The 16,011-nt window shown below is 37.1% G+C and carries 21 protein-coding genes; 4 read left to right on the forward strand and 17 right to left on the reverse strand.

Translation table 11 applies throughout. From position 1 onward, the window contains the following. Positions 1-31 precede the first annotated feature (31 nt). Positions 32-175, forward strand: a complete 144-nt coding sequence (locus H0184_RS06395) for a YpzI family protein (RefSeq protein WP_221822703.1) — start codon at positions 32-34, stop codon at positions 173-175. Positions 176-204: 29 nt separating this feature from the next. Here the strand turns inward: H0184_RS06395 and fni are convergent, their stop codons facing one another. The 16 genes from fni to H0184_RS06475 all read right to left on the reverse strand — a co-directional run bounded on the left by fni (position 205) and on the right by H0184_RS06475 (position 14,282). Further along, positions 205-1,263 (reverse strand): type 2 isopentenyl-diphosphate Delta-isomerase, encoded by a 1,059-nt coding sequence (gene fni, locus H0184_RS06400; RefSeq protein ID WP_221822704.1) that lies wholly within the window; start codon positions 1,261-1,263, stop codon positions 205-207. Between the two features lie 12 nt (positions 1,264-1,275). Continuing rightward, positions 1,276-2,415 carry a 30S ribosomal protein S1 gene (gene rpsA / locus H0184_RS06405; protein WP_221822706.1) on the reverse strand — a complete coding sequence of 380 codons (1,140 nt, stop codon included), beginning with the start codon at positions 2,413-2,415 and terminating at the stop codon, positions 1,276-1,278. A gap of 129 nt (positions 2,416-2,544) precedes the next feature. After that, positions 2,545-3,126: a lysophospholipid acyltransferase family protein gene (locus tag H0184_RS06410; protein ID WP_221822708.1), complete on the reverse strand. Its 582-nt coding sequence runs from the start codon at positions 3,124-3,126 to the stop codon at positions 2,545-2,547. A 2-nt stretch (positions 3,127-3,128) separates the two neighbouring features. After that, positions 3,129-3,803 (reverse strand): (d)CMP kinase, encoded by a 675-nt coding sequence (gene cmk / locus H0184_RS06415; RefSeq protein WP_221822710.1) that lies wholly within the window; start codon positions 3,801-3,803, stop codon positions 3,129-3,131. A 154-nt stretch (positions 3,804-3,957) separates the two neighbouring features. Further along, positions 3,958-4,137, reverse strand: coding sequence for a YpfB family protein (locus H0184_RS06420; protein ID WP_221822712.1), 180 nt, complete (start codon positions 4,135-4,137; stop codon positions 3,958-3,960). 67 nt (positions 4,138-4,204) lie between these two features. Then, positions 4,205-5,557, reverse strand: coding sequence for a germination protein YpeB (ypeB, locus tag H0184_RS06425; protein WP_221822714.1), 1,353 nt, complete (start codon positions 5,555-5,557; stop codon positions 4,205-4,207). A gap of 13 nt (positions 5,558-5,570) precedes the next feature. Further along, on the reverse strand, positions 5,571-6,494 hold the full coding sequence (sleB, locus tag H0184_RS06430; RefSeq protein WP_221822716.1) for a spore cortex-lytic enzyme: 924 nt from the start codon (positions 6,492-6,494) through the stop codon (positions 5,571-5,573). Between the two features lie 110 nt (positions 6,495-6,604). Beyond that, positions 6,605-7,294, reverse strand: a complete 690-nt coding sequence (gene prsW, locus H0184_RS06435; RefSeq protein WP_221822718.1) for a glutamic-type intramembrane protease PrsW — start codon at positions 7,292-7,294, stop codon at positions 6,605-6,607. 97 nt (positions 7,295-7,391) lie between these two features. Beyond that, positions 7,392-8,348 carry an asparaginase gene (locus tag H0184_RS06440; protein WP_221822720.1) on the reverse strand — a complete coding sequence of 319 codons (957 nt, stop codon included), beginning with the start codon at positions 8,346-8,348 and terminating at the stop codon, positions 7,392-7,394. A gap of 9 nt (positions 8,349-8,357) precedes the next feature. Continuing rightward, entirely contained in the window at positions 8,358-9,329 is a 972-nt protein-coding gene (locus tag H0184_RS06445; RefSeq protein ID WP_221822723.1) for a YpdA family putative bacillithiol disulfide reductase, read from the reverse strand. An 87-nt stretch (positions 9,330-9,416) separates the two neighbouring features. Continuing rightward, a complete protein-coding gene (locus H0184_RS06450) occupies positions 9,417-10,694 on the reverse strand; it encodes a Glu/Leu/Phe/Val family dehydrogenase (RefSeq protein WP_221822724.1) in 1,278 nt (425 codons plus the stop codon). 209 nt (positions 10,695-10,903) lie between these two features. Then, on the reverse strand, positions 10,904-11,491 hold the full coding sequence (locus tag H0184_RS06455; protein WP_221822726.1) for a genetic competence negative regulator: 588 nt from the start codon (positions 11,489-11,491) through the stop codon (positions 10,904-10,906). Between the two features lie 71 nt (positions 11,492-11,562). Further along, the gene (locus tag H0184_RS06460) at positions 11,563-12,474 is read right to left on the reverse strand and encodes a MerR family transcriptional regulator (protein WP_221822728.1); all 912 of its coding nucleotides are present in this window, start codon (positions 12,472-12,474) and stop codon (positions 11,563-11,565) included. 32 nt (positions 12,475-12,506) lie between these two features. Further along, positions 12,507-13,280 carry a metallophosphoesterase gene (locus tag H0184_RS06465; RefSeq protein ID WP_221822729.1) on the reverse strand — a complete coding sequence of 258 codons (774 nt, stop codon included), beginning with the start codon at positions 13,278-13,280 and terminating at the stop codon, positions 12,507-12,509. A gap of 69 nt (positions 13,281-13,349) precedes the next feature. Then, on the reverse strand, positions 13,350-13,592 hold the full coding sequence (locus tag H0184_RS06470; RefSeq protein WP_221822731.1) for a hypothetical protein: 243 nt from the start codon (positions 13,590-13,592) through the stop codon (positions 13,350-13,352). 57 nt (positions 13,593-13,649) lie between these two features. After that, the gene (locus H0184_RS06475; protein WP_221822733.1) at positions 13,650-14,282 is read right to left on the reverse strand and encodes a CBS domain-containing protein; all 633 of its coding nucleotides are present in this window, start codon (positions 14,280-14,282) and stop codon (positions 13,650-13,652) included. A 143-nt stretch (positions 14,283-14,425) separates the two neighbouring features. Here H0184_RS06475 and H0184_RS06480 point away from each other — a divergent pair, with 143 nt between their 5' ends. The 3 genes from H0184_RS06480 to H0184_RS06490 are packed head-to-tail and all read left to right on the forward strand — an operon-like array spanning position 14,426 to position 15,518. Then, positions 14,426-14,656 carry a spore coat associated protein CotJA gene (locus H0184_RS06480; protein WP_221822734.1) on the forward strand — a complete coding sequence of 77 codons (231 nt, stop codon included), beginning with the start codon at positions 14,426-14,428 and terminating at the stop codon, positions 14,654-14,656. After that, a complete protein-coding gene (locus tag H0184_RS06485; protein WP_221822736.1) occupies positions 14,653-14,913 on the forward strand; it encodes a spore coat protein CotJB in 261 nt (86 codons plus the stop codon). Before H0184_RS06480 ends, H0184_RS06485 begins: the two co-directional genes overlap by 4 nt. 35 nt (positions 14,914-14,948) lie before the next feature. Then, positions 14,949-15,518, forward strand: a complete 570-nt coding sequence (locus H0184_RS06490) for a manganese catalase family protein (protein WP_221822738.1) — start codon at positions 14,949-14,951, stop codon at positions 15,516-15,518. Positions 15,519-15,548: 30 nt separating this feature from the next. Here H0184_RS06490 and H0184_RS06495 read toward each other — a convergent pair whose 3' ends face one another. Continuing rightward, positions 15,549-16,004 (reverse strand): DUF2663 family protein, encoded by a 456-nt coding sequence (locus H0184_RS06495; RefSeq protein ID WP_221822740.1) that lies wholly within the window; start codon positions 16,002-16,004, stop codon positions 15,549-15,551. Positions 16,005-16,011 lie beyond the last annotated feature (7 nt).

Consider the following 16,011-nt stretch of genomic DNA (forward strand, 5'->3'; position numbering starts at 1 on the left):
AAATCATGTTAATAGGAGGAGGTGTGTAAAAATGGGAAAGGATCGTCAAGAAAAAAAGTTAAGAGCAAGTGGTAAAGTCGAATCAGATCGTGACCAAGCGCTGCATTATCCTGGTGCAGCCAAACTTCAAAGTCCTGAGGAAGCAAGAGGCTTAAACGATAATAAGTATAGTTAACAAATAAAGCTCCCGTTGGCTGCGGGAGCTTATTTGATCGTACGCTGGCTGTATGCTTTTGTATCAATTCCTCTTTGTGATAACCAATGAAATGTTTGACCAGATATCATTAAAGGAGCTCTTTGTAATTCCGAAATAGAGCTTGCCCCTAAAGCAGTCATAATCATAATTAACCCATTGTGAAGGGATGAGACTTCTTCAATAAGTGATTCAATTCCTTCTTCAACCAGAATTTTTAAGAAATGGCCTGCAAAGCCGGTGAGACTCGCTCCTAACGCTATTCCCTTTGCAATATCAATACTTGAAGTAAAACCACCTGAACCAATTATAGAAACCGGTAGAGAAGACTGTGAGGCTTCTGAAATAGAAATAGCTGTAGGGATTCCCCACTGATTAAAAAAAGCTTGCATTTTATCGCTGCGCTTATTTTCTATTTCAGCAAAGTTTGTTCCGCCAAATCCCCCCACATCCACAGCTGAAACCCCTACACCTGCTAGAGATTCAACGGTTTCTTTACACATACCGAATCCAACCTCTTTTACAATAACAGGAACATCAATCTCTCTAATAATTTTTTCTATCCGTTTTAGGGCCCCGGAAAAGTCCCGGTCTCCTTCTGGCATTGCGAGTTCCTGTATTACATTTAAATGGATTTGCAAGGCATTGGCCTCGAGCATATCAATTGCCATCTTTGCTTGGTCAGGAGTTGCTTCACTCCCTAAGTTTGCAATGAGAACCCCCGAAGGGTTTTCTTTGCGTACGACCTCATATGTATATTTCTCAGACTTGTCCTTCAGTGCTGACATTTGTGACCCAACTGCCATAGCTAGTCCTAATTCCCTAGCCGCCATAGCAAGCTGCTTATTCAGAGAGTAGGTCTTCTCGCCTCCGCCACCAGTCATTGCATTGATAAAAATTGGCGAACTTAAAGAAAGTCCGCCAATTTTTTGGTGAAAAGAGACATCTGAAACATTAATGTTTGGTAAACTTTGATGAATAAACTGTATATCATCAAATGATGTTAATCGCTTTTGCCCTGTTTCTAAGGCATAGCGAATATGATCCCATTTCCGTTCAGATCTAGACACTTATTATCACCATTATTTTCCCAGATTCTTTAACTTATCGCCAATCATTTCACCAAGCTGAAATCCTTTAGATTCTTCAGGAAGCTCATAATCAAAGTTTTCTTCTGCATCTTTTTCAAGAAGATCTTTGATGCTTAAAGAAAGTCTTTGTTCTTGTTCATTAGCCTCTAACACTTTAACTTGTACTTCCTGGCCTTCTTTCAATACCTCATGTGGTGTACCGATATGCTTATGAGCAATTTGTGAGATATGAACAAGTCCTTCAACCCCAGGAAAAACTTCCACAAAAGCACCATAGGAAACTAATCTTTTAACGGTTCCAGTTAATGTACTGCCCTTAGGAGCCTTTTCTGATACTTGTGACCATGGTCCTGGTTGTGTTTCTTTAATAGATAAAGAAATTCTTTCATTATCGCGGTCCACACTTAAAACTTTAACTTTTACTTGTTGACCTTCTTGTACAACGTCTGATGGTTTCTCAATATGTTGATGTGACAACTGAGAAATATGAACAAGTCCATCGATTCCGCCAATGTCAACGAAAGCACCAAAATCTGTTATTCTTTGCACAGTTCCATCAATAACTTGTCCAGGTGTGATGGCACTTAATAGATTTTTCTTTTGTTTTCCCTTCTCTTCTTCCACCACTGCACGATGTGAGAGGATTAAACGATTTTTTTCTCTATCAAGTTCCACAATTTTAAAGGTAAGGTTTTTACCTTTGTAATCAGAAAAATCTTCAACATAATGCGCTTCAACCAAAGACGCAGGAACAAAGCCGCGTACGCCTAAATCTACAACTAGACCGCCTTTAACAACATCTTTTACTTCAGTTTCAAAGACTTCACCACTATTGAAACGTTCCTCAAGATTCACCCAGGCTTTCTCGGCATCAACTTTTCTTTTAGATAAGATAATAGCATCCTCTTCTACTTTAAGTACTTCAAGATCTAACTCATCACCCTCAGAAACAACATCAGAGGCTTTTTCAACATGAAGACTAGAAAGCTCACTGATTGGGATAATACCGTCATGTTTACTATCCTGAATATTTACAATTACTTGTTTCTCTTCTACCTTAGTAACTTGTCCAGTGACTTTATCACCAATGGTATAATTTTTAACTTCTACTTGGTTCATTTCTTCCGACATATGTATTCCTCCTTAATCCAATAACTACTAAATGAAATTATATAATTTCTTAATGAAAAACGAGTGAATATTCTAATAAAATCTCTTTTTATTAACTTCTTACAAATAGCCTTTTTTGTCAAGCAGAAGCTACCTATGCTCTATAATAAGTTTATGGATTTCTGACATAATTAATTCAGTTGCCTCATCGGCAGAGGCTTTCTTACTCCTCACTTCTTCCATAGCAATCGGCTTTCCATAAACCACCTTTAGCTTTCCGAAACTTTTATACGGTCCAATTATGGCACAAGGCAGTACATAGGCTTCAGTCCTCAGAGCAAAAAAACCAGCTCCAGATAATCCTTTTCCGATTTCTCCTGTCTTACTCCTAGTCCCTTCAGGAAAAAGGCCAAAAACATTTCCGTCTTTTAAAACTTTTAATCCAGCCCTTAGTGCTTCTCTGTCTCCCATTCCTCTTTTTACTGGGAAAGCATTACACTTTCTTACAATATTACCTAAAACAGGAACCTTGAATATTTCTTCCTTAGCCATAAAATGGACGGGTCTTGGAGCTGTAGCGCCTACGACTAAGGGATCAAAATTATGAATATGATTCGTGCAAAGAAGTACTCCGCCTTCTTTAGGAAAATGCTCTAACCCAATAACTTCAATTCTGTACATCGGTTTAAAAATCCCAGCCACAACCGACCTAGCAAACGAATAAAACGTCACACTTATCCAACCCTTTCATTTACGAGAGCCATTATTTTTTCAACTACTTCAGGGATAGACAAAGCTGTGGTGTCAATTTCAATAGCGTCATCCGCTTTTTTTAACGGTGCAAACTCTCGCTCAGAATCAATTTTATCACGCCGGGCAATTTCTTCCCTTAATTGTTCTAAATTGGACGGATAACCTTTTTTAAGGTTCTCTGTGTGGCGTCTAACTGCTCTCTCCTCGACACTTGCAAGCAGGAAAACCTTTACCTCCGCATTTGGAAGCACATGAGTTCCTATATCTCTTCCATCCATTACAACTCCTCCATTTACTGCGAAGGATTGCTGCATTCTTACCATTTCTTCTCGTACCTTCTGGTGCTTGGCTACAATCGAAACAGAATTCGTAACTTCTGATGATCGTATTGCTTCCGTCACTTCTTGATTATCAAGAAATACCAATTGTCCATTTGGGGAAGGATATAGCTCCAACTTTGTTGTTAGTAAACTGTCTAATAGAAGGTCTTCATCTTCTAAATTAAGGTTGTTAACCATTGCTTTGTATGTCAAGGCCCGATACATAGCTCCTGTATCGATATATATGTAGGATAACTTTTCTGCGACAACTTTTGCTACTGTACTCTTGCCGGCTGCAGCAGGGCCATCAATGGCAATTGATATTTTTTTCTCCATAAATCCTCCTAGGTCATTCATGATCGTCTTGTACGCCCATATATTTATTTTACCATAAGAAAGGTGGTTGCCTCTTGTTTTTAACATTTTTATATGGATTTTCTTATTACTTTCCCCACTTTAATCATAAAAAAAAAGCAGGATTCCTGCTTTTTTAATTGCCGCTAAAGGTTTGTAATATTTCAGTAAATGTATTCTCATTTACTCCTTCATATTTTGTTAACTGTTCTAATTGTGGAAATATATCTAACTGATGTAGAAAAAACTGAGCTAAAAATAGAAAGATAAATTGGATAATAACTACCTTTATTAATATTCTTTCTACTGCTTTCATACCATCACTCCAAATAATTACAATTACTACTATTATTGGAGTGATGGTATAGTTTTATTCTAAATCCTTAAATAACCTCGTCGTAAACTTCTTCAGCATTCTTTAGCTTTTCTACTTCCTCTTCTGTACCATCTACAGCATTTATAAAGATTCTGTATGTGTCATCATCGATAGTTCCCAGGAATTCATAACATAACACTTCTTTGTTTAGATCATTAACGATAATCGCTTGTCTCTCTTCCATGACCTTAAATCTAGGATTTACTTTTGTCCGAGCTTGTTCACTAGTTAATACTGGTTTTTCAATTTTCCTTGTATCATCTAATGATTTTAGATATTCCTCTGACGAGAAACCAATTATGCTGCCATTATCGAGCGCCACTTCTACCTTGATAGCTTCAGGATAAATCCTAATTTTGTTCTCACTGGTGACAAAATTAAAGACCCCTGTGTTATCATATTGCATGCTCTCGAATAATTCTAGATTTTTATAACCATTTTCCTTCAGAAAAGCTGCAGCTTTGAGATTAGCATCATTTAAACTAATCTTCTGCTTATTCACTTCTCTGTGATTAATAAACCATATTGGATAACCGGCTTTTTTTGTAATATCCATACTGCCCTCTTGACCCGTTTTCTTGTTTCTTATTGATACACTATAAAAACCGTAGTCCGACCCCTTGCCATTCTCAGTTACTTTTACTTCAGCATTCCCATCAAATTTCATATATTTTTTTGCTATGCTAATGGCTTCTTTTTCGGAAATACTTTTTCCTTTAATTTTATTATAATTTTCATCCTTATTTTGCATGTTGGTAAAACTTGGTCCAAAATCGCTTTCATCATAGCCAGATACTGTTTTTTCAACTGTTTTAAATCCATCTATAATGGTATTGTCTGTAGTTTCCTTCCCTGATGCCAGGGCAAGCTCAACATCCATCCAGCGGAGATTATTTTCCAAAACCATATGCTGTACATTACGCAGTTCATTTTGAATTTCACCTGATTGTTTGTAAAGAACCTTTAATGTTTTATATTCCTCATCTGATAAAGGTTCTTTATCTAAATCTCTTACTGCCGTTTGATAACTAAACTTTCCGATTTGAGCCAAAAACTCCTCTGTTTTATTGAAAGGGAGCAATGTCAATGGAAGTTGACCGACATCATTATGAGCTTCCGAAGTTAATCGCCAAACCTCTACTAACGAAGGTGACAAGGAATGTCTTGAGTTCATTGCTAGAGTCGTTCCAATCTTATCGTGAAGTAAGTCCATCTCATAGGTAAGATCATGAAATGCACGTTGATAATTATTTTCTGCATTTATTAATATTGCATTTTTCTCGCGATGTTCTTGATAACCCCAGTATGCTGTACCTGCAACACCTACTGCTAGAACACCTATGATTATTCCTCTAATCATCCATTTCACCCCTCTATTCGCAAAATATATGTTTCCCAATTCGTTTAATTTGTGGTCTTGACCAAATCCACTTACTTGTAGCAGTAGCCGGGTTAAAATAATATAGTGCTTCCCCAGTTGGATCAATGCCATTGATCGCATCTAGTACTGCTTTTTTAGCTTGTTCATTTGGAGTCAGCCAAATTTGACCATCCGCAACAGCGGTGAATGCACCAGGTTCAAAAATAACTCCTGAAACAGTGTTTGGGAAAGATGCGCTATTTACACGGTTTAAGATAACGGCAGCAACTGCCACTTGACCCGTATACGGTTCACCTCTGGATTCACCATAAACAGCATTAGCCATTAATTGAATATCGTTACTTGAGAAACCGCCTGGAGTATTAGCCGCAGTTGGTTTATTTGGTGCTTTTTGTGTTGCCTGCTTTGGTGCCGCTTCTTTTGGTGCTGTTTGCTTTGGTGCAGCCTGTTTTTGACTGCCTGTTTTTGCAGGTGTTTGGGCGGGTGCCTTCGCAGGTGATTTAGCTGGTGCTTTTGGCGGCGGTGCAGTCTGCTTTTTTTGGTCTACTCCACCGTAATGTGTAAATTTATTTCCTTTATTGATTTGTTCTTTTACAAAGTTTTTATCATATTTACTAGCTTTGACTAATTTTGCCTTTGTTTCTGTACCTGCAAGTCCATCAATTGTCATTCCAAATTCATATTGAAAATTCCTTAATGCCCAATAGGTACTCCATCCGAACACACCATCAATTTTCCGATTGTAAAAACCCAAATACTGTAGTCTAGATTGAAGCTCAATGACATCCTCTCCAACAGCACCCTGTTGAACGACCTGATTGGAGAATGCAAATGCCTTGTTGTCCTCTAGAAACGTAAATGGCATCATACAAAGGGAGATTATGATTGGTAAAATAAACGTAACGATCTTCTTCATGGTAAAGTAACCCCCAGTTGTAAATCTTTTTAGATGTAAGCCTATTTTTTGTTGTAATGGGAAATTTATTCAAAAAAAATCCCCTTCATTTAGAATGAAGGGAATTTCTATTATGAATGAAAGGTATTTTGCGTTGAATATTGCTTTTTCTTATGGTTTGTCGTAAGGATTTTCGCCATTTTAACCTTTCTTAAGCCAAACCACCAAAGAAAGATCATGAAAGGTAAAATAATATAAATCCAGTTTTCTTGTGAAATTAAAATATAATCATAAGAGCCATGAAGGATAAACGGCAAAAGTAGTGATGCTAATACCCATTTTTGTTTTTTTCCTTCCGTAAATTTAGCTTTTCCTAAGTAAAATCCCATAATGACTCCGAACAGCGCATGACTAGAGACTGGAAGCAATGCCCTTGCCATGGCATGTTCAATTCCATTAGCAATCAAATAAAATATATTTTCAACGGTGGCAAAACCAAGCGAAACAGCCACACCATATACAATACCATCAAAAGGTTCATCCAATTCAACATGCTGGTAAATAGCGTAGAACAGGATAAACCATTTAAAAAACTCTTCAAGCAAACTAGAGGAAAGGAATGCATCGATAAATCCTGATTTAATGATATTTTCTGTTTGGAGCACATGCTGAATAAACATGATTGGAAACACCAGAAGAGCACCGTACATGAATGTCCTCATAACTACGGATATTGGCTCTGACTCATATTCATCTTTTAAATAGAAATAGCTCAGCAAAGCCAATCCTGGGGCGATGCCGGCTGATAATATTCCCAGCATGGATAATCCTCATTTCAAAATCAATTCGTATACTTAATCCTAACATGATATTGATATTAATTAAATGAAAGATTATTTCCTTTTAGTAATTGCTTTATTAAAAATTTATTTTCTCAAGTCCGCTGGCAAGTGCAACTGCTAATTTAATTCTAGCCTTTTTAGAATCATTATCACTTCCTAGTATTACACCCTTCTGAAATAAGTCATATGCACTGCCTTTATAATCATAAGTAGTATACACAGAACCTTCTTCAGCACTCGTTGTAACCACCAGAATAATTCCTTCAGAAAGGGACTTTTCTATTTCCTCCATCATATTAGGAGCAACTTGACCGCGTCCAACACCTTCAAGGATGATTCCTTTTACACCGGACTCCCTCGCAGCCTTAATAAATTTTCCATCAGCACCGATATAACATTTTACAATTTCGACTTCAGGAATTGGCGACTTAATCTCAAAAAATTCACGTTTTATCGGCTTTTGAAAAATATGGACAACATCATTATCGATAATTCCAAGATAACCGAATCCAAACACGTTAAATCCCTGTATATTGGAGGCATGTTCTTTTTTTACATACCGAGCGGCAAAAATTCGTTCATTGAACACGACAACAGCCCCTGCGTTTAGTAAATCCTCTGAACAGGCAGAATAAATAGCATGTCTAAGGTTTATGTAAACATCGCTTCCAACATCATCAGGCGAACGCTGGGATCCTGTTATTACCACTGGCCGTGGATCCAGAATAGTTAAATCAAGAAAGTAGGCTGTTTCCTCAAGGGTGTCTGTTCCATGGGTTACCACCACTCCAGAAACACTCTCATCCTCAAAATATTGCTTGATTTTGTCCTTTAAAAACACTAAATCTTCAAACGTAATATGTATACTTGCCTTTTGAAATACGGAATCAACAATGACTTCAATATCACCCGGCAAATTACACATTGCAGCAAGTTCTTCCCCTGTTAATTCCCCAGAAGCTAATTTACCTGAATCCTTATTAGGCTTACTGGCAATTGTTCCGCCTGTTGTTAACAATACAACTTTTTTCATATGATTTTTTCACCCTTTTACACCTTTGTCTTTAATTGAATTTGCAATAAGACCGCCATGGAACCTGCCGTTTTCTATAAATATCTCGTTCGCATTGTTACCTGCTGCAATCACACCTGCAATATAAATACCTTCTATATTCGTCTCCATTGTGTCTGAATTAAAAAGTGGCCTTCCCGTTTCTTCGTCAATGATTACTCCCATATTATATAAAAATTTATGATCAGGCCGATACCCAGTCATCGCAAAAACGAAATCATTATATATGCTCTTTTCTTCTCCATCTTTTTTATATCTTACTTGATCATCGGTTATCTCTATAATATGGGAATTAAATTCCATCGTAATGGTTCCATTTCGTACTAATGCCTCAAATTCAGGGAGGATCCAAGGCTTAATGCTCGTTGAATATTCTTTACCACGGTATAAAACCGTAACTCGTGCACCTGCTTTAACAAGTTCAAGTGCTGCGTCAACACTAGAATTTTTCCCGCCGATTACACAAACGTCCTTATCAAAGTAAGGGTGTGCTTCTTTAAAATAATGAGACACCTTCTGTAAATCTTCCCCAGGGACATTCATATAATTTGGGTGATCGTAGTATCCTGTGGCTACTACAACAAACTGAGTCTGATATACCTGTTTATTCGTAACTACTTGAAAACCTTTTTCCTCCTTTTGCACCTTTGATACTTTTTCAAAGGCATTAATACGCAGACTTTTCCGCTTAACAACATCCCGATAATAAACGAGTGCTTGATTTCTTTTTGGTTTATAGCTTTCAGTAATGAAAGGGACATCACCGATTTCCAGCTTTTCACTTGTACTAAAAAATGTTTGATGAGTAGGGTAATGATAGATAGCATTCACAACATTCCCTTTTTCAATGATGAGAGGATTTAGCCCAATTTCTTTAAATGCAATGGCTGCTGCTAAACCACATGGTCCCCCTCCGACAATAATAATATCTTCTAGTTGCAAATTGATCACCTCAATTTATTATTCCATAAAAAAACTCCTACCTGACAATGATAGGAGTTTTTCCATTATGTTTCAATAGTAATGCTTTTAAATCCATCCTCTAAACCGGCTGGCCTCAGCCATTTTTCTAACACCGACCATATAGGCAGATAAGCGCATATCTACACGCCTTGTTTGCGCTGTATCATAAATATTGTTAAATGATTTTACCATTACTTTTTCTAGTTTTTCTTCAACTTCTTCTTCAGACCAATAATAGCCTTGATTATTTTGAACCCATTCAAAGTAGGAAACCGTTACTCCTCCAGCTGAAGCTAATACATCTGGTACAAGTAAAATTCCACGTTCTGTCAGGATCTCAGTTGCCTCAAGTGTTGTTGGTCCGTTAGCAGCCTCAACCACAATACTTGCACGAATATTGTGAGCATTTTCAGCAGTAATCTGATTTTCTATCGCTGCCGGAACGAGAATGTCACAATCCAGCTCTAGGAGTTCCTTGTTCGAAATTGTGTTATTAAATAATTTCGTCACAGTTCCGAAGCTATCACGGCGATCCAAAAGATAGTCAATATCAAGTCCATCTGGATCATATAAAGCTCCATATGCATCAGAAATACCTACTACCTTAGCTCCTGCGTCGTGCATGAATTTAGATAAATAGCTGCCTGCATTACCAAAGCCTTGAACAACAACCCTGGCACCCTCAATTTGAATTCCTTTCTTTTTTGCTGCTTCCCGTATACAAATGGTTACACCTTTTGCAGTAGCCGATTCACGTCCATGAGAGCCGCCTAGAACCAAAGGCTTGCCTGTAATAAAGCCTGGAGAATTAAATTCATCTATACGACTATACTCGTCCATCATCCAAGCCATAATTTGAGAATTTGTAAAAACATCTGGCGCCGGTATATCTTTTGTTGGTCCAACAATTTGACTTATTGCACGTACATACCCACGACTTAATCTTTCTAACTCTCTAAATGACATGTCACGTGGATCACAAATGATACCGCCTTTTCCACCGCCATATGGAAGATCGACAATACCGCATTTTAAGCTCATCCAAATCGAAAGGGCCTTTACTTCAGTCTCTGTTACATTGGGATGAAACCTAATTCCACCCTTAGTTGGACCGACAGCGTCGTTATGCTGTGCACGATAGCCAGTAAATATTTTAATTGAACCGTCATCCATTCTAATTGGAATTTTCACGGTCATCATCCGTAACGGCTCTTTTAAGAGCTCATATACTTCTTCAGGATAACCTAACTTCTCAAGAGCTTTATGTATTACTGTCTGCGTTGAAGTTAACACATTATTTTCAGTCTCTTGATTAGTTTTTTCATTACTTTTTTCGGCTACCATCTGTAAACCTCCTAGAAATCACTTTAACAATTGTTGTCGCTTTCAGACACAAGTATACACGACTAATGGATTTATGCAAGATGAAAAATACACTTTTCCCTATTTCTGAGATGCTTTTTGTAACCGCTGTCATTTTTTATTGAAGTATGATGCAGCTCCTAAACAAAACAAAAAGGAGCGGTGGGCTCCTTTGTCTCAAAAATAACTATCTACTTAAAATATTTTCGTATCGTTTCCACCGCATTATTCTCTATAATTTGATTGCCATACTCAGCAAGTAAATGTGTGCTTAAAATTGAAGGATTTCCGTATTCTGATAAAAATGCCGCAATTTTTTCTACGATGGAGGAATCTATATTATTCATAAGTAAGTAATAACGATTATTATAGGAATATAAACTGCCGCCATTAACTTTTAGTAAAGTCAGCGTGTGTGATAGATCAATAATATTTTCTATACTCTCGAATTGGTACAGCAGGTTTTCACAGCCTTCAACCCTTACTTGCATTTCTACAAAACCATCAAATAATACTTCTTCTTCTTCATCTTCAATATTTTCATCAACCGTAATGATCATAATCATTCCTTGGGCCTGTAAGGAAAATATTTCAACTGCCACAGATCCTTGAATCTCAACATCAAATTCCACGCTTGCTTCTTCCAGCATGTCATGGAATAGTTGATGCCATTTAATTGAATCTTTCCAAATATCGTCTTTGGAAAGTCCCCTTTCCATTAAATCATCAGAGGTTAAAAAAATTTTAATCTTATTGACTGTTAAGCGTTCTAAGCGCATGCTCTTTTGCCCCCTGCCGTGACATAACTCTTATCCCTAGTGTATGTCAACGGAGGTGGTTGGTGCTTTGTCTAAAATACCATACGTTCCATCAGCCAAGATTCCCATTCATTAATAGTCTGCCCGAAAATATGGGTTGAATAGCGATCCTTATCAGACGATTTCAAGGCGGTAATTGCTTTACCGCCAAGACCTATGGTAATTTCATCATGATTTAAGGATAGCAGTTCAACAAGTGAAAGTGCTTCATTTAAGTCTTTCTGATCATTACAAGAGATGATACATATATCAGGATGTATGATTTCCAAAGTTTCTTTAAGATCACCCTCAGAATAAAAATGGCCAATATTAACTACCTCTATTCCACGCTTTCTTAAATAAAAGCAGATCATTAGCTGCCCAAAATCCTCACCATCCTGCGAGAAAGTGAGACTTACTGCTTTATTGGGATTATGATTAACAGGAAAGCTTTCAATGATCGTTGTAATTCGAGCTTTTAAGCAGGATGAAGAATACCTTCTTTGTACATTGTTTATTTTCCCATTTTTAAAAGAATCATCAATTTTTATAAGGACCTGACTAAAAATATCTAAAACTACTTTTTCCATCGTAAAGATACTAAACATTGAATTGATTACTTCATTAATCCTCTCATTTTCAAAGTGGATTAAGGCATCATATAGTGAGTCAGTTAAACCGTTTAATGGGTTACTTTGTTTAAGGTTTAAGCCTTCAGAAGCCATTTGTATCTGATTATGCCCCATTAAGGAAATAGCTTGACTAATGGTAAATCCCTGATCCACTTTTTTTATTAACCACTTGAGAATCTTAATATGCTCTTCTGTATATAATCGATGTCCTGCTTCATTTCTAACTGGTGCAATCATTTGATAACGTCTTTCCCATGCTCTTAGCGTTCCAGGCTGAATCCCCAGCATTAATGCAGCAGCTTTAATATTATACTTACCTACTTGGTCCGCCATCCTAATTCCCCCGATTTTATCCAAGTAAAAGATTACTGCTGCCCCTTTTTAATCGTAATTAAATGACATTGTGCAGGAGCTCCTAATCTTAGAGGAACTCCTGTTGTACCATACCCGTTACTAATTAATAAAGTGGTATTTTCTAATTTTTCTACCTTTCCTGCCTCAAATGGACTGTAACCCAAAATATGTATTTGCCCTCCGTGAGTATGACCACTTAACACCAATCTTATATTATGTTCAGGTAATATTTTGTCAGTAATGTCAGGGTAATGACTTGCTAATATTTTAAAGCTTTTTTCCTCAGCGTCTAATAATGCCAAGTCAAGTCTGTCTCGTTCTTGATTAAGGTCATCTACACCAAGCAGTGATAATTTATCTCCGTCCACAGATTCAAAAGTAGCAGCTGTATTAGCTAATACTTTTACACCAGAATCTAAAAGGATTGCATCTAATTTACGATAGTCCGTTTCATAATCATTGTTTCCCCAAACAAAATACACTGGTCCTGCTTTTTTTAGTTTTTCGAGGTTCTTTTTAACACGTTCAAACGGAACACTCTTCTCGGTTAAATCCCCGCCAATTACTATGATATCGGCTTTTCCGGTAACATTGTTGATGATTTCGTCAGAAATTAGACGCTTATGAATATCTGAGATAAAAAATACCGATACAGACCCAAACGAGCTAGGAAAATCTTCAAAAGCCATCTCATGATGCACCAGTTGATTTTTAAATGCTTCTTTAACCATATACAAAATAAGAGCTGCTCCCACAATCAGAAGCAAAACGATGATATACCCCATGCTTTCCCCTTTTCCATTCTTAATATTTACTTAAAATCATACCATAAAGGAGACTAAAACCAAACAGGACTAACGTTTGCTGTGTTTCTTCTTCACTATTTTCATTGTAAGGCGATGAATCTCTTGAAATAGCTGCAGACTGAAGAAAATACAAAAGAAAAAAGCTAATGTGGCAGCAAAAAATTCTAATGGATAAATAATAGGTCCGACCAAAATTTCAGATAAATCAATGGGATAAGTAATTGGAAACCATTCAATTACTAAATAGCCGCACAAAAAAATAAGTATTAGCCGTAATGTAATCTTCAGCAAAAAAATCCCTCCCATACATTGTATGAGAAGGATTTCATTTCTTTCACTTAAGAAAAATTAGTCTTCCTGAATGCTTAAGATACGGAATCCTTGTTCTTCAAGTTTCTTCGTAAACCGATCAATATTGTCTTTCTTTTCAACCTTCATTACAATTCTTCGAACTAATTTATCAGTCTCATCAAAAGTTACTAGAGATATAATATGTTCATGGAAGTGATGTGCAATTTCAGATAGTCGCGCAATACGCCCCTCTGTTTCTACAGATGTAAAGGCAATTCTAACCCCTGGGCGATTTACTCCAAAAGCGCTTTGAAAAGTGGAAAGCACATCGGATCGTGTAACCACTCCCAGAAATTTACGTTCTGAGCTGACTACAGCCAGTAAAGGGAAGTCTTTCAAGTCTAGAAGAGTTTTTTCAAATACTTCTTCACCCAATAGGTACTTTTCTTGATGTGTAGCTATATCTTTTACTTTGGAGTTCTTTAAAAAATCATCCTTTTGTTTTCCGGATAAGAAGTAACTTTCATATATTTTGTATCGTGTTGCGACCCCCAGATACTTATCTCCCTGTAAAACGGGCACCCCATCAATTTGGTTTGCTTCCAGCTGTTCTAATGCTTCAGCCAATGTTGTGTCTTCCTGGACCGTCACACACGCATGCTGTGGAATCATCATATTTTTTACAAACACTATCCATCACCTCTAAGTAAATATCCTGCCTACCCTATTATACTTCAACAAAACATGGATTTATCCTTTTTAATAAAAGTTTTAAGTCATGATTCCCAAAAATTTTCATATTTATTAATGATGTTAATTAAGGGAGGGCTACTATGTTTACTCTATATAAAACCTGGCACCCTATCGCTAGTCCATTTGACCCTTGCAAGCCAATTGTAGAAAAAACCTTTTCAACTCCACCAAATCTATATATCGGATTTCAACCGCCAAACCTTCCACAATTCTCACCACAGGAAGCACTAAGAGCAGGAACACTATGGAAAGCATTTTACGACCCTTACTACAACCCATTTGAGAAAGCTAAGGGGGGCATTCCTAGATGAAACAAATCCCGCCTGAATATTATCAAATGATGGAACAGCTGCAAACAGTTGACTTTGTCTTAGTTGAATTAACACTCTATTTAGACACACATCCGGACGACCTTGAAGCTATTAAGCAATTCAATCATTATGCAAAAGAAAGAAAAACATTGAAAAAGGCATTTGAAAGTCAGTTTGGTCCACTTCAGCAGTTCGGCAACAGCTACTCCGCACACCCTTGGAATTGGAATGAACCTCCATGGCCTTGGCAAGTTTAAACTACTTTTCTAAACTGAGGGAGGGAATTGTATAAATGTGGATATATGAAAAAAAGCTTCAATATCCGGTTCGTGTAAGTACTTGTAATCCAACTCTAGCTAAATATTTAGTGGAGCAATATGGCGGTGCAGATGGTGAACTGTCAGCGGCGTTGCGGTATTTAAATCAAAGATATTCCATCCCAGATAAAGTTATTGGATTATTAACGGATATCGGAACAGAGGAATTTGCCCATCTTGAAATGATTGCCACAATGATATATAAACTTACGAAGGACGCCACTCCGGAAATGATGAAAGCAGCAGGTTTAGGTGATCACTACGCCATTCATGATAATGCCTTGTATTATGAAAATTCCTCTGGTGTCCCTTGGACAGCTTCCTATATTCAAGCAAAAGGAGACCCAATTGCGGACCTTTACGAAGATATTGCTGCTGAAGAAAAGGCAAGGGCAACTTATCAATGGATCATTAATCTGAGTGATGATCCCGATCTAAATGATGGTCTTAGGTTCCTGCGCGAGCGTGAAATTATCCATTCACAGCGCTTCCTTGAAGCAGTTGAAATATTAAAAGATGAGCAAGGTAAGAAGAAGTTTTTTTGATGTTATAAAGAAGCAGACAAGGGCTGCTTCTTATTTTTTTTCGTGATAAAGATTAATGTCATAGGTTTTCTTCATTACTTGAAAATCAACATGGCGGTTTTTCCAATGTTCTTCCTTTTTCCATAAATCTTTACTACGGTTGACTATTTCACACCTTAATTCCTGATATTCTTTCTCTTTTTTATCCTTCTGCTGCCTTAATACATTCATCGCACCATACAGGATTGCTGTTATTCCTAACAAACTGAGGTTCATAGCGTCACTAACTGAGGCTGAGAACATAGCAAAAAAAGAATAAGAGTATTGCTTGGCAATGATAAAGTAGAAATAACTAAAAAATAGGAAGGCAAATAGCAGCATGGAATAAATAGTTACATAATGCCATTTTTTCGCATTATCAAATTTCACCTTTCTTTTACGAACGTTTTCTAACATTTGTTTCGTTGCTTCATCAGTATGTTCAAGTAATTGGATTGGTTTATCCATCTCTAAC

The organism is Neobacillus niacini, assembly GCF_019749295.1.
Lineage (GTDB): Bacteria > Bacillota > Bacilli > Bacillales > Cytobacillaceae > Neobacillus > Neobacillus niacini_D.